Annotated in this window: 16 protein-coding genes and 1 tRNA gene; 6 read left to right on the top strand and 11 right to left on the bottom strand. The window is 38.5% G+C overall.

Translation table 11 applies throughout. The features are described 5' to 3' along the window. Positions 1-661 precede the first annotated feature (661 nt). The 9 genes from CER18_RS08135 to CER18_RS08100 all read right to left on the bottom strand — a co-directional run bounded on the left by CER18_RS08135 (position 662) and on the right by CER18_RS08100 (position 9,756). Positions 662-829, bottom strand: a complete 168-nt coding sequence (locus tag CER18_RS08135) for a DUF2087 domain-containing protein (RefSeq protein ID WP_245410071.1) — start codon at positions 827-829, stop codon at positions 662-664. 559 nt (positions 830-1,388) lie between these two features. After that, positions 1,389-1,772, bottom strand: a complete 384-nt coding sequence (locus tag CER18_RS08130; RefSeq protein WP_100129513.1) for a VOC family protein — start codon at positions 1,770-1,772, stop codon at positions 1,389-1,391. Positions 1,773-2,114: 342 nt separating this feature from the next. Then, positions 2,115-3,368 (bottom strand): DUF2087 domain-containing protein, encoded by a 1,254-nt coding sequence (locus CER18_RS08125; RefSeq protein ID WP_100129512.1) that lies wholly within the window; start codon positions 3,366-3,368, stop codon positions 2,115-2,117. Positions 3,369-3,381: 13 nt separating this feature from the next. Continuing rightward, the gene (locus CER18_RS08120) at positions 3,382-4,053 is read right to left on the bottom strand and encodes a hypothetical protein (RefSeq protein WP_100129511.1); all 672 of its coding nucleotides are present in this window, start codon (positions 4,051-4,053) and stop codon (positions 3,382-3,384) included. 205 nt (positions 4,054-4,258) lie between these two features. Beyond that, positions 4,259-5,452 carry an MFS transporter gene (locus tag CER18_RS08115; protein ID WP_100129519.1) on the bottom strand — a complete coding sequence of 398 codons (1,194 nt, stop codon included), beginning with the start codon at positions 5,450-5,452 and terminating at the stop codon, positions 4,259-4,261. A gap of 53 nt (positions 5,453-5,505) precedes the next feature. Next, complete coding sequence (locus tag CER18_RS08110; RefSeq protein ID WP_100129510.1) at positions 5,506-6,753, bottom strand: MFS transporter; 1,248 nt, start codon at positions 6,751-6,753, stop codon at positions 5,506-5,508. After that, positions 6,750-7,940 (bottom strand): hypothetical protein, encoded by a 1,191-nt coding sequence (locus CER18_RS08105; protein WP_100129509.1) that lies wholly within the window; start codon positions 7,938-7,940, stop codon positions 6,750-6,752. Before CER18_RS08105 ends, CER18_RS08110 begins: the two co-directional genes overlap by 4 nt. A gap of 65 nt (positions 7,941-8,005) precedes the next feature. Continuing rightward, a complete protein-coding gene (locus tag CER18_RS10075) occupies positions 8,006-8,155 on the bottom strand; it encodes a hypothetical protein (RefSeq protein ID WP_180299409.1) in 150 nt (49 codons plus the stop codon). 512 nt (positions 8,156-8,667) lie between these two features. After that, positions 8,668-9,756 carry a TIGR04086 family membrane protein gene (locus CER18_RS08100; RefSeq protein ID WP_100129508.1) on the bottom strand — a complete coding sequence of 363 codons (1,089 nt, stop codon included), beginning with the start codon at positions 9,754-9,756 and terminating at the stop codon, positions 8,668-8,670. A 173-nt stretch (positions 9,757-9,929) separates the two neighbouring features. On the opposite strand from CER18_RS08100, the gene CER18_RS10295 reads away from it, so the two are divergent. From CER18_RS10295 to CER18_RS08075, 5 genes are all read left to right on the top strand, one after another. Next, on the top strand, positions 9,930-10,121 hold the full coding sequence (locus tag CER18_RS10295; protein ID WP_100129507.1) for a hypothetical protein: 192 nt from the start codon (positions 9,930-9,932) through the stop codon (positions 10,119-10,121). Between the two features lie 665 nt (positions 10,122-10,786). Then, positions 10,787-11,983: a multidrug effflux MFS transporter gene (locus CER18_RS08090; protein WP_100129506.1), complete on the top strand. Its 1,197-nt coding sequence runs from the start codon at positions 10,787-10,789 to the stop codon at positions 11,981-11,983. Positions 11,984-12,250: 267 nt separating this feature from the next. Beyond that, on the top strand, positions 12,251-12,982 hold the full coding sequence (locus CER18_RS08085; protein ID WP_100129518.1) for an alpha/beta fold hydrolase: 732 nt from the start codon (positions 12,251-12,253) through the stop codon (positions 12,980-12,982). Positions 12,983-13,107: 125 nt separating this feature from the next. Further along, positions 13,108-13,290 carry a hypothetical protein gene (locus CER18_RS08080; RefSeq protein WP_100129505.1) on the top strand — a complete coding sequence of 61 codons (183 nt, stop codon included), beginning with the start codon at positions 13,108-13,110 and terminating at the stop codon, positions 13,288-13,290. Positions 13,291-14,140: 850 nt separating this feature from the next. Further along, complete coding sequence (locus tag CER18_RS08075) at positions 14,141-14,947, top strand: N-acetylmuramoyl-L-alanine amidase (RefSeq protein WP_100129504.1); 807 nt, start codon at positions 14,141-14,143, stop codon at positions 14,945-14,947. A 1,317-nt stretch (positions 14,948-16,264) separates the two neighbouring features. Here the strand turns inward: CER18_RS08075 and CER18_RS08070 are convergent. Next, complete coding sequence (locus tag CER18_RS08070; protein ID WP_100129503.1) at positions 16,265-17,479, bottom strand: porin; 1,215 nt, start codon at positions 17,477-17,479, stop codon at positions 16,265-16,267. A gap of 310 nt (positions 17,480-17,789) precedes the next feature. On the opposite strand from CER18_RS08070, the gene CER18_RS08065 reads away from it, so the two are divergent. Next, positions 17,790-17,880, top strand: a tRNA-Ser gene (locus CER18_RS08065). 366 nt (positions 17,881-18,246) lie between these two features. Here the strand turns inward: CER18_RS08065 and CER18_RS08060 are convergent. After that, the gene (locus tag CER18_RS08060; protein WP_100129502.1) at positions 18,247-19,464 is read right to left on the bottom strand and encodes an MFS transporter; all 1,218 of its coding nucleotides are present in this window, start codon (positions 19,462-19,464) and stop codon (positions 18,247-18,249) included. Positions 19,465-20,954 lie beyond the last annotated feature (1,490 nt).

Here is a 20,954-nt window from a genome sequence, read left to right as displayed (position 1 = left end):
ATTTTTCCTTGCTATCGGTGGTTATAAAAGTTTCTTTTGTCAGATCGTATTTTTGTTGCCATGTGCAGCATTTCTCATAGTGTTGTTTTCTTAAGGTTTGTGGAATTTCATAAAAACAGCTTTTCTGATAGATACGAAATATGACAGAAGAGGAATCGAGAACAATGATGTTTAACTTTAACGCAAGCTTATCAAATAATTATATATTTCGCGTACGTTCGCGCGGCTGTGTATTGCACGCCAAATCTCTCTACGGAAGACTTGATGGTACCCCTTAACGCTGGAGGATGTTGCAATCCCAGATAGGAAGATGACATACAATCAACAATTCCCCTCAATCAACAATTTCCTCTGATTGAACAAAAACATTGCATGCTGATGTTCGCGCAACGATCGGGAAGGGCATTGAAACCTTGATCTCCTATCTGTTTCTGATGATTTTGACTGTTCCTAATTTTTTTTGATCATCACTTGATATCCCGCGTTTTTGTTTTTTCCCATTGCATTTCTCATGAAGAGGGTGCTCTCACCTTCATAGATTGTCAACATGTAAATGAGATGAATCATTTTATAATTTTTTCATGAAATTATATTTTTGAGTGGAAGGTTATCCATTTTCTTGAAGTCTAGAAGAAAGGCGATTGCGTTAATTAACCATCGTTCAATTTTCTTTTGAGAGCATGCACTGATATTTTCCCCTATGGCGTTGTAAAAATCCTCTCTCAACGAGGGTGCGTCGTAATCTAGCAAAATCGACCGTAAAGAGGTTGCATATCTTGGAAACTTCCGTTTCACTATAGATTTTTTCTCTTTGAAAGTTCGGTCGCATAGTTTTTTCTCTCGTACGCGTGAAGTTTTTCACAAACACGGCGGTCTGATTTCCAGCTTTCCTTAATCCCAGCTTTCCTTAATCAAAGGGCGGTACCAGTGATGCTCGGCGCGTACTTCATTTGGCTTTATTCATCTAGAGTTGAAAATTGGAGAAGACCTCATTGAGAACCAAGTATTGCAACATCGAGAAGGTGCTGGGTAGGATTACGCGCGTGGGGATTGTAACGAGTACTGAAAGTCGTGAGCAGGAGCAGTGGGAATGTTTAATATAGCTAGATGGTTCAACTATGACCTCATCGTGCAGACTTCTCGTCTTGGCTTCTATACTGCAAGCTTTTTCAGATAATGATTCACAGATCATGTAATAACGCTGACGGATCCCTAAGCCAATTAGACCGCCTGTGGGAACAGGCAGATTGTGGGGCTGAAAGGAATGGAACAGTCCCAAACGGATAAATCACGCGTCGTAAGTCAGACTCTAGCGTCCATGGCTTATAGGTTTTTGGCAATAGACAATTATTATTATTCAGGCGATTAAAGATCAAACTTAAAGCTTTTTAATCCAGTGGACAAACACGAATAATATGACCGTCGGGATCTTTGATGAGGAAGGTACGTCCAAATACATCAGTATACGGTTCCTTCAAGACATTTATCTCAACGGTGGTTTGCTCTTGCCATTCTGCATATAGCTTATCTACGTCCTCTCCATGAGGTAATATAATGCCGATTTCTGAAAAACGAGGCACATTTTCTTTAGGCGTGTCACCTCCAGACCAGAGAGCAAAGAGTGCATCACCTGAAGAAGAAAATGCAACATAGCGTACCGAGGTAAATATAGGCTCTTTCTTGAAGATAAATTTGTAAAAAGCGGTAGAGTACTCTACGTTTGATACGTATACCAACTGTAGGTTTGGGGTAATAGGATAGGCATTACTCATGAATTCTCCATGATTGAGTAGCGGTTGCTTGCCGTGATATACCGATATAATGCACCTTGATGTTCGCGCAACGATCGGGAAGAACATTGAGACCTTGATCTCTTATCTTCTTCTGATGATTTTGACTGTTTCTAATTTTTTTTGATTATCACTTAATACCCCGCGCTTTTGTTTTTTCCCATTGCATTTCTCATGAAGAGGGTGCTCTCATCTTCATAGATTGTCAATATGTAAATGAGATGAATCATTTTATAATTTTTTTATGAAATTATATTTTTGCGTGTAAGGTTATGTATTTTCTTGGATTATAGAAGAAAGACGATTGCGTTAATTAACCATCGTTTAATTTTCTTTTGAGAGCATGCGCTGATATTTTCCCCCATGGCGTTGTAAAAATCCTCTCTCAACGAGGGTGCGTCGTAATCTAGCAAAATCGACCGTAAAGAGGTTGCATATCTTGGAAACTTCCGTTTCGCTATAGATTTTTTCTCTTTGAAAGGCTTCTGCAATTTTTGTCAGCATTTCTTCTGTTTCTAAATGGCGGTCGCTTAAATTTTCTCTCTCCCGCTCATTTTTACTTTCGAGCATTTTCCACAGGGTTTCTTCGGCTTGAAAGCCTGCTGTTGAGGTTTGAATAAGACCAAGATTCAAAAGACGATTGATTGATTTATGAATAGTTTTGGCATCACAATCGACAGTTTTTAGGATATCAGAAAGATTTTTTGCACCAAGGATAATGGCTGCGTAAACAGCGCGCAGTGTTGGTGAGGTCATGGCAGAAATCAGTGAATTGGTTTTACTGCGTTTGTTTAGTGTTTCTTGTCCCATGGGCAAAAGATCATTGCGAAGGGGTAGTTCATTGATTTCTATGAGTTCTGCTTGGAGCGATTGTGTACGTATAATTTGTTCGGCAGGGGTGCGTTTGCGAATAATCCCCAGACCACTTTGGCGATATTTGTGATTTTCGGGAAGCGTTAAAGCTTCATAGGAGCCATCAAGGCGGTAGAGAATTTCTTCCCACAAAGGGGTTCTGACGCGTCTCACTCGTTGAGCGCCATTAAGAGCAACGGTTGTTGTCATGGTTGGTTCATGCAAACAGAGATAACCACCAGCACTGATATGTTCCCAAAGTGTGGTAACAAATCGCACATCATCTGCGGGCGTTCCAGCATCAATCCAAGCAAAATCTATTGGTCCCCAAGATTTGAGAGTGCTTTCATCAAGAGAGAAAAAATTCTCATTCATAAATGTTACAGTGTCTTTTTCAATACGCTCGTCTTGGAGCAGTTTTTGCCATGCTTCTTCGGCCGACTGACCTTTTGCTGAAAAATCATCAACGGTGATCAAGCGTGGTTGATAATTCTCAAGGACACCTGAAGGGTCAAGCAAAGCTGTACGTTCTTCCCAGGGAGAGGATGCTAAAAGTTTTTTATCCTCTTCCCATGCTTGTTTTGCTTTTTGTAGTGCTGTCGCAATCAAGCGCGTGCTATCCCCCGCACCGATTTCAAGGACTGTGCGTGGTCTTGCCATTTGAATGAGCGTGTAAAGAAGCTCAATACTGTTTTCTGTTCCCATACCAGGTCTTATCAGAGGCATCTTTTGATCCTTATCATTTTACCAAGCGTAGCATTCCTGCTTTGATAAAAAATATTGTTGTTTGTTCTATGGGGTGTTGAAGATGTATTTCTGTTGTGGCTTTTTGCAAGAGAGGTTTGGTTTTTTCATTCAGCCGGATTGTGCGTCCATTAAGTTGATTAATGGCAAGGGACCCGAGAGGAGAATTGACAATACGACATGTTGGCTCTCGTAAAAGAGCTGTTGCGTGATCTTTTGAAAAGGTTTGTTGATCTGTTTGAATGAGACCGTGTCGTAGCAGTGATATCAAAAGATTGTCTCCTTCAAAAAGGCAACCATTGAGTTTGATTTCTTTCAAGGATTGAACAGAACAGCCCTCATGAAGCGCTGTAAATGTTAGAAAATCAAATCCACCAAAGGCAGAACTTTTTGTGGAAACAACGGTGATCGGTTGTCTTTGACGTTTGCCAATGAGTGCCGGTTTATTTTTTATTATTTGTACATCTTTTTCCCATTGAACCTGTGCTAGGGAGTCTAATTTGCGTGGGTAAACGGCAAAAGAATTGATTGCTATGGGGGATGTGGGTTTTTGTAAGGCAAGGGTGTGGATGTTTTCATTCAAGTCATGTTGCAGGGTTTCTGCTAATTGCCATACATAACCGCCTGTTCCATGGTAAAAATTTAAGCCTATAGGATCTTGTTGCATGATGTTATCGGTTTTTTTGTTTTAAAATATCAAGTTTTGGTAATGGATGCTCGCTGGGGTTATTCGCTGGGGTTGTTCGTTCCGTCATATGAGAGTGGTTTATCAAAATCACGTTGGTTGGTATGAAGTTGCATGATTTGATCGGATGGTGATCGTCATGCCATTTTGGGGCATGTTTTTTTAAGAGACAAGATGGTAAAGTTTGTTAAGCATTCTCCCATTCCTTTTTTTGCAGAGCGCTGTTGACGATACAGCCTAATATGCCGGTGATCATGGTAATGATGCCGATGATAAGGAGTGTGTATTGGGTGTGATGCACTTTTACAAAACCCGCACTGAGAAAACCAATGCACACGGCTGTTTGTAGGATGAAGATATAGGCCGGCATTTGACTGTTTCGTTGTTCTTTTGGGATGGCTTTCATCATAAAACTTGCCATGAGTGCATTTTGCACACCGTTGGCACTCCCAAGGATAAAAAATGACAGCATCATGAGCCATATAAGCGGTGTTAAGGAAAAACAGAAAATGGCTAAGCCAATGGTTGCAGCAGCCAGTGATGCTCCAGCGGCATTGCCAAGGCGGTGGAAAAGGCTAGAGAAACAGAGTGGACCAACCACAAGGCCAAGACTGATCATGCTGCTGATTATTCCATAAGTTTGTGCACTGAAGGATAGCTCGGTGCGGATGCGGACAATCGACAATACATTGAGGGTGGAGGTGAGGATGATGGTAATGATGAGGGGGGAAAGAGCAGAGACAACCTTTTTTTTACCCAAGAGCCCTTTTAAGTCTAGTCCCTTTTTGGTTGGCTGTGTTGTGCTTGTTGTTGGCACATACATTTTTAAACTTTTAAAACAATATGTGGTGATTAAGGCGGCACAGAGAACCATGATGGATAGTGCAAAGAGCCCTTTTTGCCCGTTTGATAAACCATACAACATGCCTCCTAACAGTGGTCCAGCAATATAGCCAAGATTACGGACTGTTTGGATAATGCGGTTGATACGGTCTAATTGCTGATCATTTTTTGCGAAGTCGGGCACGGCAACAAGGATAGCAGACCAAAACAGTGAACCTGCACACCCCAGTGCGAAAGAAAGAGCAATATAAAACCAAAACTGGTTGGCGATTGCGGCTGTAGCTATGAAGAGTGCTTCAAACAATAAAACAACAGTCACTGTGTGCGCTGGCTGGAAGTGATGCAAAAGACGCGGGGCAATGGGACCTGCGCAAATTCCTCCTATAAGCCCTGCAAAAAGCAGCATTGAAATGGAGGCTGTACTTTCTGCTAAGTGTAAAGCAAAAGTGACTTGAGCCGTTTCATCGGCAAAGCTGCTTAAGCCCAAAACAAGAAAAAGTCCCATTTTGGCGAAAATTATGGATTTTTTCTTTGTCACAACGCCCCCCAAAATGCTAAAGTTACAATTTTCTCTTGTGCGTTCATGATATATCATAGGTTTTTGCTCTGTCTAGTTTTTTCCTCATGATAGGTTGGCAAGGGAAGCTGAGCATTACCCCATTCCTTTTTTTGCAGAGCGCTGTTGATGATAAAGCCTAAAATACCGGTGATCATGGTAATGATGCTGATGATAAGGAGTGTGTATTGGGTGTGATGCACTTTTACAAAACCTGCACTGATAAAACCAATGCACACGGCCGTTTGTAGGATGAAAATATAAGCGGGCATTTGATTGTTTCTTTGTTCTTTTGGGATCACTTTCATCATAAAACTTGCCATGAGTGCATTTTGCATACCATTGGCACTCCCACGGAGGAAAGATGATAACATCATAAGCCATATAAGCGGTGTTAAGGATAAACAGAAAATTGCAAAGCCAATGGTTGCGGCAGCCAGTGATGCTCCAGCGGCATTGCCAAGGCGGTGGAAAAGGCTAGAGAAGCAGAGTGGACCAATAACGAGACCAAAGCTTGCCATGCTGCTAATCACTCCATAGATTTCTCCGCTTAAGTTTAGTTCAGTGCGCATACGAAAAATCAGTAATACGCTGAGAACCGAGGTGAGGATAATGGTGATGATAAGGGGGAAAAGTGCAGAGATAACATGTTTTTTACGCAAGAGCCCTTTTAAATCTAGCCCCTTTTTGGTGTGCTGTGTTGTGCTTGTTGTTGGCCCATGCATTTTTAAACTTTTAAAACAATATGTGGTGATCAAGGCGGCACAGAGAACCATGATGGATAGTACAAAGAGCCCTTTTTGCCCGTTTGAGAGACCATACAAGACACCGCCCAACAGTGGTCCAGCAATATAGCCAAGATTACGGACTGTTTGAATAATGCGGTTGATCCGGTCTAATTGCTGATCATTTTTTGCCAATTCAGGGATAGAAACAAGGATAGCAGACCAAAAGATTGAACCAGCCAAGCCTAGTGCAAAAGAAAGGGCAATATAAGCCCAGAATTGGCTAGCCATTGCAGCTATAGCGACAAATATTGCTTGAAATAATAAAATAATGGGCACTGTTCGTGCAGGCTTGAAGTGATGCAAAAGACGCGGAGCAATAGGTCCCGCACAAATTGCTCCGATAAACCCCGCTAACAGAAGCATTGAAATAGAGGAGGTATTTTTTGCTAAGTGTAGAATAAGAGTGACTTGAGTGGTTTCATCCGCAAAGCTGCTTAAGCCTAAAACGAGAAAAAGTCCCATTTTGGCAAAAATCATAGATTTTTTCTTTGTCACAACACTCCCCACGACGCTAAAGCTTTTACGGTTTTTAAAATTTCCTCCTGCGCATATTTATAGGATTTATCATTTAATTTTGCTATATCTAATTTTTTTCCAGACGAAAGTTGGGAAAGGAAGCTCTCTAAATGAGAGCTATACTCGAAACTGGCACAATGCCCATTTGCAGCGATGAGTAGTTCTTTTGTTTCTAGTAAGGGCACCCATTGGAGGGTCGCGAGTGGGCGCAGAGTGATTGTACTTTCAATTTTGGAGACGTCAATAAGGGGACGACCGACACATAAACGTGAGCTTGTATCGCAAATTAATTGAGAAACAAGCATATGGCGTTTTAAGGTACCATGTGTGATGGCAGAGTTTAGTGCGGAGTGCTGAAAAGCATTATCAGGGGTTAAATTTGCTCTTCCTGATGTGCGGATATCATGTCGCGTTCGATTATCAAGATGGAGTAAATGCGTGACATAATCTCTATGGTGTTGTGCATCGTGTGCTGTTTCCCAAAAAGCGATATTGATATTTACGGAAATCTTTTCTCCCGTTTCGGCAACATGGAAGGCATCATGGGGGAAATAGGCAACGCGGTCTATTCGATTTTGCAGCGCAATTGCTGTTGTTTTATGTTGCTCATATTCAGGATATTTTAGCCCTTGGAGGTCTCTTCGTGTGCTAGGCCAAGCAAACATTGTTTTGCCATCCTGTAGCGTAAAATCAAAATTATGGGCGTGATCCACATGGACCCCAACATAGGTAGAAGCATATCGGCCTATGAAGCAGTCAATATCCACGCGTCCACCGGGTCTAAAACCTAAAGAATGAGCTAATTGATCTGCAAACTGTTTTGCTGCATCCCACAGTGCAGGGGTCGCAGCGTATAACCCATAATACATGACCGCCCATTCTTGCCCTTCGGCATATTGATCAACGCGGGCAGTATATTCTTCTATAGTCCTATCTGTCTCTAAAACAAGAAAGTTTGGAAGAGGATGTGGGCTTCGCGCGCCATTAACCACTGTTATGACTTCGGATTTAGGATTAAAAGCTAAGAGTTTATGAGGATGTAGAGCGTATTGCCTTAGAGCGTCCAACACATCCCTTTCAGTGAAAGGGATGTGTGAAATTGACAATTCAGCCGCTTGCTTAGCCCAAACTTTTTGAGCAAAGCCCTCTGAAAATAATTCAAACATGTCATTAAATATGCTTAATTTTTTAAAGTTTGATGGATAAGCAGATCTGTATTAACAATACATTCTTAAACTTCCAGCGAACCATTCATATCAAGTTCATCTTGATACACTTGAACATCGCTGCGCTGTGCATATTTATCATTCGTTGCAGTTGGCACAACTTCGTCAGCAGCTAACTCAATAACATCTTTTACTTCATTAAGTGAAATATTCATATATTCCTCCCCTTATAATTGATAAAAATACATGATAATTTAAATGAAAAACTACCACATTCTAACACGTGGCATGGATTTATTTTCTTGTCAAATGCTATGTTTATTTAAAATATTTCTTATTTTTTGAGGTTATATCATTGTTGTTTTGAGAAATTTTTTAGCAATATCACAGGAGGATGATATTCGCTTTTTTCTTAACAACAGAGAGATGTATGATTTTTCTGCTATTTCTTTTGAAAGGGTACACATTGCCTTATAAAGAAGTACTATAGATTTTTCTTAAAAAGATAGGCTGTTCTCTTCGAAATTTTTTGATTTTTAGGGGAGATGCGCACATTATAGCTTATTTAAAGTGTTCTGTTTTTATGTTTGAACTTCGAAAGACTTGTGTCTGGTATCGCAAGAGAGTGTATCAGCTGCCATGTTATACAAAAAGCTTTTCAAGTAAGTGTAAAAAAAGCTGCACATTCTGTACAGCTTTTTCTCAGTTTGCTTTAGAGGTCAAAGTTTTAAAACTTGAAAGTGTCCTTACGGCTTCTGTAGCCATAATAACCACAAACACTGGAAACAAAAGCGCCTATCAGACTGCCTAAAAAGCCCCACCATCCCATCTTTGAGGCTGTGTTCGTCACTTTCGTGGCTGTGTTTTTTGCACCTTTGATTGTATTTTCAAAATTGTCAGAGAGGGTTTCAGCCCGTTCTTCAAGCACTTGAATTGCTTTTTGCGTTTTTTCCTCTGCGCTTTGATAGAGTTGAACAGCATGGTTGGCTGCTGTTTGTGCCTCCGAACGGCTCATGCCATCTTTTATGAGAGCATTGATGATATCGCTTCGATTAAATTTTGTTGTGAGATCTTCTACACGATCAGAAAGGCGCTCACCAAGATTTTTTAAAGTCTGGCGGTAATGAGAAGGATCATTTTTGAAAGCGGTTATCGCAGAACCAATATCATTGAGTGCTGCTTGATAAGATGTTTTTAAGCGCTCAGGGTTGAGAGCAGGTATATCGCTTTTATGGAGAAGGGTGCGCAACTCATTGCCAAGTTGGTCAAAATTGATGCCATTGCCGTTGTTTTTTGTCAAAAATTTTGCAAAGTCCTCGCTGTTTAATTTTGTAAGCAAGGGGGAAATATTTGTTTTGAAACTGTCTATGGTCTTTTCGATCATGGAGCTGTTTTTAAGGGCCGTTTGAGCCCCTATTTTGGCTGTGCTTGAAACCACATGAATGGCTTGGAGGGTCATCAGAAGCGTTATGAGAGCCCAGGTTAAGAAACCATGAAGAGCCCCAGCGGTTTCAGCAAAACGTCCAGCGACAAAGCCTCCCAAAGCAAGACTTATCAGCATAACGATAAGAGAACCCATGCTAAAGGAGAGGAAAGAGCCTTCAAAAGAGGTTGAAGAGGTAAAATCCATTTGGCTCAATCCTAATGCTCCTACCAGAAAAGAGAGGCAGATTGAGGTTGCAAGAGCCGTTAACAGTCCGGCAAAAATGGCAGACCATGAAATGGATGTTTGAAAAAAAGAATATTCTGTCTCTAGGGATGTTTCTCCTAGAAAATTCGTATCGAAAGGTGTGTTTTCAGGAATGCGGGTTTCCATGTTTTATCTCCTTAAATATGCTGGAGATACAATGCCTTATTGCCCATTATGTTCCAAAATAGATGAATAGGTGCTAAAAATGAAGAGAAAAAATGCTTTAACGTTTGTTATGAAAGGAAAAATGTTTATACACAAATAATGCAAAAGATTTCATTTACGTCTGAAGATAAGGCGTGTTTTACCCTATAATATATATTATCATCGTAATTTTTGCGAGAGAGAACAAATTTGAAAAATTAAATGCTGTCGTTTATGGGCTTTTAGCTTATAAAGTGAGTGGAATATCTGCTCAGAATATTACTGTTCTTATGGAAGCAATATTTTATAAAATAGCGCTAGAAAGTCAGGTGTTAGGGCAAAAATAACCAGCAACTTAGAATATTATAAAAGCTTATGGATTAAGTTAAAGAAAAAAGCCTATTAATTTTTTGTTCTATAATCTTTATCAATAGATTGAGACGGTAATTTTGATTATATTTGTCTTAAATAAAAAGTGTTATGCAATGAGCAAAGTATATTGGATTTTTTTGTGTTTTGCAGAAGTGTCATTATACTCTATGGTTTGGTAGAGCTAAACACTTTACAATAATGATTTATGTTGATAGGGTCCTTTAAGCTATTATTGTGTTACACGCTTTGTTTATACCGTAGGGTTTTGGGGAATAGAGACCTCAGAGATTTTTTCTGTTTAGCATTTTATCAATCAACTTTGATCGATCGTGTATAGCAAGTGGCATTATTGCTGTGGAGAGGGTATGTGCTTTTGCTTATGATATCCATGAAAAAGGAAGTGGAAGATTACAGCAAAGTGTATGTTAAAGAAACGCTTATTCATAGGGTGTTTTTTTGCCTGTGAAGCATGGAGAATAGAGTTTTATTGATTAAATAAATAATAGAAATTTAATTTCATCATGTAAAATAATAACACTTTTAATCATGATTATTTATCTATATAAGAAAAAATGTAATTATATTTGTTCTTTTTAATGAATTATATTCAATCTGTAACTTTAAAAGTGTGACTTTATTTATGAATCGTAAATATACTTTGCCATTTATTATACTTATTGTGTGTTTATCGACAGGGGGATTGATCTCTACCGATATTTTTTTACCAGCACTGGCAGATATGCGTCAGTATTATCAAGTGACTCAATCTCAAATTCAGAGTGCGGTGGCCGTTTTTTTGTTTGCATTAGCCCTTGGACAGCTTATTTATGGACCGTTGAGTGATAATTTTGGGCGTAAAAAAACACTTCTATTAGGCTTATTCTTGTGGTTATTCACGACAATTGGGGTGATTTATACAGTTCATATTCAGGCTTTTCTTGTCTTACGTTTTTTGCAAGGGCTTGGAGCTTGTGCGGGGCTTGTCTTAAGCCGCGCGATTATCAATGATTTATTGGATAAAAAAGCAGCAGGAAAACTTTATTTAATTGTTTTCCCTTTTATTGGAATGTCACCAGCACTTGCACCTTTTATTGGTGGACTTTTGATCCAAGTTTTTCATTGGCAGGCAACTTTTATCTTTTTAAGCTTTTTTATATTTTTGACCATTTTGTTGTGTTGTTTTGTGCTAACTGAAACTCTTCCTCCTCAAAAGAGACAACCTTTTTCTCCGGTAGGATTTATGAAGGGATATTGGAGCGTTCTTAAAAATAAACAATTTATTTTTTATGCCCTTATTCCGTGTTTTTCTTACGCTGCCTATTTTGCTTATATTGTGGAATCGCCTTTTTTACTCACGACTTTAGGTTTATCGCCAATACATATTAGTTATAGCTATATTGGTGTATCGCTGCCCTATATTTTGGGAAACCTTTTGGCGCGATGGTTTTTTGAACGCGAGTCTATGGAAAAGACGGTGGGGAGAGGGTATATTATTTTTGTGATAGGCGGTGCGCTTTTTGCTTTGCAAATGTATCTAAGCCCATGGCCTCTTATAACAAGTTTTATGGCTATTGCTGTTCTTACTTTTGGCAATGGTTTTTTATTGCCATTAGGAACGGCGCTGGCTATTTCATCGCATCCGAAAGCTGCGGGAGCTGCTTCTGGGGTTATGGGCTCTTTGCAATTAGGAAGTGCGGCACTCAGCGCAGCGGTTATCGGAAAGATCTCTGGTCATAGCCCACGGGCTATGGCAACTTTGTTAGCAGTGTGTTGTATAATTGGTTTTATCATTTATATTCAAAAAGCGCGTCATTTTATGACTTCAGAAATAAGCTGAGTGAAATGATAAAAAGAGGGTATTATGCAGAAATATTTTTGATGTTTTACGCGAATGGGGACTCTCTCATATTGAATGATTTTTTTTATTGAGTTCTTTGATTGAGAGGGGTTTAAATTGCTCATAAGCTTCGTTTGAATTTGACAAATTGGCTGGTATGGCGGATTTGTGGGCGTAGAGTTTCAACATATCTGTATTTTCATGACGTTGGGGGGAAAGAATATTGGCTTTAGTCTATTTTTTGAAGCAAGAGAAGGAATTGATCAATTGAGTCTTCCTGTTGTTATTCTTTCTCCTGTAATGCCAATTTGGGATGGGGGTGTTTTTTGTTCTCCATTGACAAAGCTATGCGCGACAAAAAGATTTCAAGTGACGCTGCTGGATACACTCTCGCTTTTTCCTAAGAGTGCTCATTTTCTGAATTGTTCTGCTGAAGAAACGGTATCTTTTATAAGAGAAGAATTGGACAAGTATTTTAAAGAGCCTACGGTGCTTGTGGGATTTTCTATGGCTGGCATGTTGGTACAAATATTGGCCGCACGACTTTCCAATGTTCAAGCGGTACTTGCTGTAAATGCCCCTGGCTATCCAGACAAGCTTTTGCAACGGCGCCTTGGAGATATCTTGTTTCACTTAGAAAATAATGATTTATTAGGCGCTTTGGAAACACTCAATGGTTTTATGAATCTTGCTGGCGTTGTGAAAAAAAGAGTTGCCTTGGAAATTCCACAAGATCAAAAAGGCGTGGCCATTGAACGAATGATAAGAGGATTTAAACTCTTATTAGCATTGGATGCTAGAGATGAGATTGTTAAGTATACGGGGAAGTTTTTAGCGTTGGTGGGGGAAAAATCACAATTTGCAACGGTTGATAATCAAACAAAAAGCCAATGTGTCAATCATGAATATCGAATAATTTCTGGAGCTGGTACGCGTTTGTGGGATGATAATCCTGTTATGACGAATGCAATCGTTCGTGAATGGATGGAGGGGTTATGAAAAAGAAAATTCTTCTGCTACCTGAATGATAGGCTGGGATTAGAAATCTGTGAGGGGGGCGTTGAAGGACTTAAAGCCCATGAACTGTTGCCCATTGAATTTGTTTATGATGATATGGGGTGGAAATGTTGCAAGCAGGAAGGGGATTGTCTTCCTCAAGCGGCTTGATAAAAATTTCTGAATGCGATGTTCTTTTGTTTGGTGCTATAACAGATCAAGGAGAAGCAGAAAAAGAACTTGGCCCCTCATTTAAGAGAGCCGTCAGTTTTCATATCTTTCTCCTATTCTTTTCTGGTGTCAAAAGTTAATCTGTTCTCTGATAGACATCCCGTAAGATCCCTCATTGGTTTTCAACGGGCATATTATCAGCGAAAATATTGAAGGCTCATGCCCGATTGGATTTTCGTGGTGTCACTTTGTATAGCACTCAATGTTGTAATGGATTTCGCTCTTGAGATTAAGAGGAGAAGATAGATGCATTATACAATGTTGTTTTTGTCTATATGTTCATTTCTGCTTTTGATGTGTCAATGAAAGAAATCCAGAGACTTTGTGTTCCTTAGGCTTTGTCAATAATCGATACTCTTTGTAAATCAGAAAGAGAGATGTTGTGGAAAGACAAGAAGCAGCGTCATTGACAGAAAAGTTTTGCAAATTTTATTGAGAAATATGCCTGTGAAGCGTTGATTGCGAATATATGCTGTTCAATGATTTGGTCATCAATTGCTGTAAAGATCTCATAAAGTTTTTTCTTTATGCTGTTGTGTAGATGACACGATAGTTGCGTGTTTGCTCTAAGGCCAAATATTTCTCAATTTGATAACAGAAACAGCTATTTTCCTGTAAGATGCGAAGATTTAAGAAGTAATTTTTTACGTTTTTATTTTCTTTTCGATTGATCATTGTGTGGGAATTTGTGTGGAAAATATTTGATGTGGTGTGTTTGTGGATGTTGTCAAAAACATTTTATACATGTGTTAAGGAGAAATAAAAATGGGTCTTGATTGTTGGTAAGGGTGTTGATGTTGTGAATGAACAAATTTTTGACGTAATTTTTAGTATCTAAATTACAAGTTCATTGCACATCTTTTCAACGGTTCATGTCCTAGCTGTTGTGATACGCGGTGGTTTTTATAAAGCGCAAAAGGAAGGGCTTTTATGTATCGAATTGATTACAACAGTTATCGTTCTGTCAAGAGTTTTAATCGTCGCGTTCGTTTTCTTGTTATGCATTATACGTCTCTTGATTTTAAAGCTTCGGTCATGGCTCTTACAGGGGAGAAGGTTAGTGCACACTATCTTGTTCCTGATCCTTCAGAGCAGACATATTGTGAGGCTGGATTTAAAGATATGCGTATTTTTAATCTGGTTGATGAAAACGAGCGTGCGTGGCATGCCGGTGTTAGCGCATGGGCTGGGCATACGCATCTCAATGATGCATCTATTGGGATTGAAATCGTTAATCTAGCAACGGGGCATTCTGATGATTCAGAAGAGACTGTTGAGTTAGCGGATCATCATAGCGAGGTGTTTAGCTTTCCTCCTTATAATCCAATACAAATTGATGCTGTTAAAGAGCTTGCATTGAATATTCTTCAACGCTATCCCGATATTATGCCAACCGATGTTGTGGGGCATAGTGATATTGCCATTGGAAGGAAAATTGATCCAGGAGCAGCTTTCCCATGGAAAGAGCTTTATAAAGCAGGTATAGGGGCATGGTATGATGATGAACTAAAAAGTCATTATCAAGAGCAATTTTCTAAGAGTTTTCCTTCCAAAGAGGAGGTTTTGGCGAAGTTGGAGTGTTATGGGTATGATGTTTCAGCTGCATGTACTGAAATAGGATACAAAAATTTAATCCGAGCTTTTCAACTTCATTTTCGTCAAGAAAATTATGATGGGATTCTCGATGTTGAAACAGCAGCAATTCTTTATGCATTGGTTGATAAATATTTTCCGTAAATTCAATGTGTTTTCATTGAAAATATGTTTAGGATTGCGTGTGAGCGCTTTTGTTTCTTAAGATAGCCTGCTTTTTGCTGTTTGGCTTCATATAGAAAAGAGTGCTTATCGTTTTAAAATCGTAAGGTGTTTTATGGAAATATAACTCTATAGAAAACTTTATGGCTTGCAGAGATTAAACCTTGTTGTTTCTTTGTCTTAATATTCTGCTTCTTTTAAAAACGTGTAAAGTTAAGATGTTGGGTATAATAGGGCATGCTGCTCATGCAAGAGAGAATGCTTCAAACAAAATAAACTTCTATTATATGTTTACTTGTTCGTTTTAAAAATATTTTTCGTTGTGTGCCACACGCACAGATTTTACAAACCCTTCGTGAAGAATATAAAATTTTTTGCAAAGTGTGTCATCTCTTGTGCATCATCATCCTTACGTTTCATAAGAGAGCAAGTCGGCACTGTTATACACTTTGCTCGTTTTTAGTGTTGCACGACAGCCTTTGATACTCGAAATGATTCACCGGCATTTGTCGTTCTTTCTGGTATAACTTTTATCCATATGCCCACCGGCTTGTGATGTGCAAGCAAGTGGTTTTGATTGATTCAACAGAAAGAGAAGTGAAATGAGAGAATTCTACGGTATTAAAGGGTCTCAATCAAGTTGAATAATGATGAATTGTCGTTATGAATCAATATTCTGTTTTGCTGCAATGTCTTATTCTATGATGCTGTAAAACACTATCATTGAAGATGGTGATACAGGGACATAAAGAGTACAACATTTAATTTAAGCATTTTAATAAAAATAGAGTGATAAATATTCAGGGTGAGATTTGTCTGTAGAGCCTTGTGCAAATGAATCATAAGAAATCCAGCCAAGTGCTTTACTCCAGAGCAATCGGATTGTTTACAAACTGATGCGGGTAGGAATCTTTGTTCTTTAAAGGGGATAGGACCCTTGTTCAATGTCGTTAAACTGAATAGTTAGGGTAGGACTTATTTGACGAAGATTATGTTTTAAATGACAAAGATGAGATATCAATTCGTCAAAAAAAGATCAATTGGGGAATAAAGCAACGGTGGTATGCTTTAAAGAGCAGAGAAGAGATGTTTGAATTGATGGGTAATGCCCCATGCAAAGTCATTTTATCAAGCGCATAAGGTTAACTTTTCTTGAGAATATTTTTGTAAAACTAAGTCGTTTTTTGTCAGAAAGATAAGAAAATACGGTATCAGAAAAGGCGGCTCATGATATTTGATTTCAAAAATAAAAACTGGCAACATGTGTTGCCAGTTTTTCAAAGCTGTAGCCAAATAGAATTAGAATGAACGTTGTAAACGGATCATACCTTGGAAAGCACTTTTGCCATGGAGCAAATGTTTTTCATTATTACTTGCATCTTTTAGAATGCGGTCATCATTCCAAGAAACATAAGTCAATTCAGGTGTAATCACAAACCCTGGAACCAGTGTGTATGCAATATTGACAGATGTTGCAAAGGTTTTGACAGCACTATAAGAAACTTGAGCATTTAAATCTGCCTTTGGCGTGAGTTTATAAGTAGCACCTGCCCAAGCAGCCCATTTACCACCCCAGTTTGCATAGATCGTTGTGCTTCTTCGTGACAATTCACCCGCTGCGTTTTCTGTGTAGTAATCAACACCATTTTTATAGCCAGCCATTACCCATAGGTTGAAACGATCGTTAACATTGAAATCTGCACGAACTTTTCCAGCCCACTTTTTGTAGTAAGCATCATATGCAGCGACGGCTGAAAAACCACCCCATTTTTGCATAAACTTTATACCCAAAACCACATTGGGGGTGTACTTTTTAATTGCTTTACTTGGAAGTTCATTGTTCGTTACAGGAATAAGTTCCCCATCTTTCTCAAAATAGCTTCCTTGCAAGTCTCTTTCCACCGCTACGCCAGGAAGATCATCTACATTATTGCCTAATTCAGCACCGATAATAGCAGAAAAGCCACCATCACCATTAAAGGTGTAGGAAATAAAATTGGTGCGTGTTGTACCGGCAGGCGCTATGGTGTCATCATTGAAAACATTTCCATAACCACCAGTCCAGCTGTTGAAAATGGTATCGTCAAGACCTACACGAAACCCACCCAGTTCAATGTAAGCGGCTGCAAGTCTTGCACCAGCGCCATTTTTACCGTCACCCCAGCTTGAGAAAATTCTCGCATATGAACGAAGGGTTCCCATTTCTGTTTCAGAAGCGGCCTGAAAAACAAGAGTGAGCCGTGATGATGCGCTATAGGTTTTTCTTTTTTCGTTCAGTTCAGTTTCGGTGGTTGCATCAACATTATCACCGCCGATGAAATCAGTACGAACACTTCCTGACAAACGCATGCAGGTTTCTGTTCCAGGGATATAAAAATATCCTTTTCCGTAGGCGTCACAAACGCGAACATATTCGACAGGTTCAGGTTCGGCAACAACTGTTGAAGCAGCATGCGCTCCAGAAATTGCTAAAAAAGCTGCTGTAGAGCTTAAAAAGAGGGATTTAATATTCATATGGGATCTCCGAGGTCCGTTTAATCTTCTTCTAAAGAATGTCACTTGCCTCATGCATTAAAAACAAAGGCATAAGTAAATACGCGGTACTTATCATTCTAGCTATACTAATCTTTTTAGAGTTTCAAATATGAAATGAACTTTTTGTAATGTTTGCCTACACTATTCGAGAAGATGTGATAAAAAAGACACAATGTTGTTGTGTTCATTTGGGCATCCTATGGAATGAACAAAGGAAAAAATTCAGATATTTGGGAAAAAAATCGAAAATGTCTTGAACTTTCTCTTGATACCATTTATGCAAATCCTTGGAGAGGTGGCCGAGTGGTCGAAGGCGCTCCCCTGCTAAGGGAGTAGGGCTCAAAAGGCTCTCGAGAGTTCGAATCTCTTCCTCTCCGCCATTTTCAGTAAGATTAGTGTATTATAGAGTAAGTTCTGGGATTTTAGGTCTGTATTGCACCAGCCCTTGGCACTGATCGTTCATAAGAGGCTTCTTTCCTTTCTAAATCGTTTTTACCCATATGGCTCTTATCTGCTGATGATGTGCAAGCAAATGATTTTGATTGATTCAAAATGAAACAGATTTGAAAAAAATCTTACGATATTTAGGGTTTTGTGGGCTATTATTATCGATTATTGCTTTGCTGCGGATACGTTGTCTGTTGAAAGCGTGATGTATCATGGGGCTAAAGAAGCCTAGATCTTTCTTTAGAAGAAAGCCTTTGAGAAAAAAGATTGTAGATGGTAATTTTATCGTTTTCCTCTTATCAAGACTTTTGAGAGTGTTTCATCCATTTCATGATGACTAAACCACACATAAAAAAAGTGAAGGTCGGTAAAATGAGGTAATAAGAGGGAGACACTTTTGCAGGAAGAAAAGAAATAATACTTAATACGGTAATTGAAAATATTCTTCCGCTAAAAGATACAGCACCGACAACACCGGAAATATGTTGCGTTTGTGTTTGGTTTAGTTCTGAGAAAAATAAGCTTTTTGCCCCTATGGGTACAGTGCAAATAAATCCATGGATTAAAGAGAAGGCAATGACGGAGGCAGCCGTTTGATTGTTATGAACTAAAAAATAGAGCGCTACGCACATCAGCGCAGAAAAGAAGGAGAAATACTTTATAGAATTCTTATATTTTTTATCAAGAACATGATATTTCGACATCAGTAAATTTGAAAAATATTGTGCTGAAAAAGCTCCAATATGACAGCACATCAAAACGAACATTTGTGAACCGTTGAGGTGATCAATCTTTCCACCTGAAAGTATGATCGGTTGCCAGAAGTGATAAATAATCTGAATACCCGCGCTAAAAAGACACATCAGGAAAATAAACCATGCTCCGCCCACAGTGTTTTGAAAGATCCAGAGTGTTTCCTTGGCATTTTGCAAGATTGTCTTTGTTTTGTGTGTTTCAATCACCGATTTCTTTTCTTCAGGAACAATAAGGAAGACCAAAAAAATAAATCCCATCATGAGGCATGAGATAATATATCCCATAAAATATTGTCCAGAGTAATAAATCGTTCCAATGCCCACAATTCCACTGAAAATACTGCCGAAAGAATTAACTTGGTGATAAAGATGCGCATAATGCGAAAAGCGATCGTGTTTATCACCAAGAGAATGGTAAATCCATCCGTCAATGGCGCTGACAATGATGCAAATGCCTGCTGCATAGAGGATTTGTGCAATAATAAGTGCCGTCATATTGGGGGCTTGAAGGCAGAGAAGATAAAATATTCCCGTCATAAAGACGCCAGCTATAACGGAATATTTACGTCGATATCTGTCCGCTAAAACAGCGCAAGGAAAATCAAGCAGCAGAATAGTTGTTGAAAAGACAACCTGAAGTAGGGCTAATTGCGCGAGACTGACCCCCATAGACATTAAAAAAATCGCATGGTAGACACCAATGAGCATGCGTACTGCATTATAAGCACCATAGGTAAGAGCAAGAGTGCGTGCTCTGTTCATTGTGTTGTTCCATAGACTGTACAATGAGAATTTTCACTGAAGAGAACATTTTTCTGTGAAAAGGTAGCGGTTTCATATCCCCATTCAAAGATCCATGAAAAGTTGTTTTTTATAACCACTCCAAAGTTTAAAAGGCACTTTGGTCTATATAGAACTTCACAGCGTATTAATAATGAGAGGGAATAATGCGCCTTTAAAGTGGTTATGAGGAGTAACATAAGCCTCATAAATGAGATCGTCATCTTTTGAGGGAAATGGTTTGAGGGGCTGCTTCCATAGTAATCATTTTGTCTAGATCTGTAAAATGAACCTGAGGCAGAAAGATCATTGACATCATCACAATTGATGGGGATTTGTTTATTTTTTAAACACCATTTACCGGTCCATTCTCTTTGCTGATCAGGTGAAAGAGCACAAATGATCCATAAATCGGTTTTAGGTGATTTTGTGATCTCTTTTTTTATACGCATCAACATTTGTAATTCCCCCTATTGCTCTCTGATGGTTTCTCCGTATCAATTTACGTTAAAAAAATTGTTTTCAGAGCTCATCTTTACTTTATTTTATTAAAAAATTTTCTCGTAAGGTTCGTTATTTTGATCATATCATTATCGATTAAGCATTAAATTTCTGATAGAAGAGGAGAGGGCATGATATATCGTGACTTAATACATAAATCTCACATAGTCTGAAATGACGATTTCCTTTTGCAAAACAGTATCCTGAATGGAAGCTCAATAACCGTTATTTTGACCATGGAAATGACACCCTAAAAGAGCGCTTATTGAAGATATTCTTTAGATATTACAGACAGGAAAAAATAGTTCAAAACAAATAAATCAAACATGTGACGAAGGCTTTCATCTCATAAAGGATAATGGTGAATTTTAAACTTCATCTACTTTTTTAATCTACTGCGCTGTAAGTTTAATCTACTGCGCTGTAAGAAAGATCATTCCCCCAATTCATGTCTCTCATTTATATCATTGATCATAAATATTTTTCAGTCTGCTCCAAAACGGCATTCTTTTACGAATAATACTCTATATTGTCTTTTCAAATTATACCTTCGTTCATTACTTTTCCCCGCTGATTTAATCAACTTTTCTCCAAAACTTGAGAAAAATGTATCCTATCAGTTTAATATTCTGTGATCTTTAATTAACTCAAAGAATATAACATAAAATGTAATATAGAAAATGAATAAATTTGAATTTTTGTAAAAGATACAATTTTTTACTGCTGATGATACAAAACAAATTTCTATTAAAAGTAACTTTATATCATTCAATACCATTGATTGATTTTATCCGTTTTTGTGTCTGCCTCATTTCATGGGGGCATACTTATTAATCAAAAGATTATTTTTGATTGGCTTTCAATATTATATTCAGTTCTTTTTAATTCACGTATAAAGTCATTAAACTTATCCCATAAAGACATAGAGCCAAATAGAAAAGTTTATAAATAATTTATTGAATAAATTAACT

The sequence above is a fragment of the Bartonella tribocorum genome (assembly GCF_002777915.1).
GTDB classification, from domain to species: domain Bacteria; phylum Pseudomonadota; class Alphaproteobacteria; order Rhizobiales; family Rhizobiaceae; genus Bartonella; species Bartonella tribocorum_A.
The sequence above is the reverse complement of the archived record's forward strand: the minus strand, read 5'-3'. Positions and strand labels throughout refer to the sequence as shown.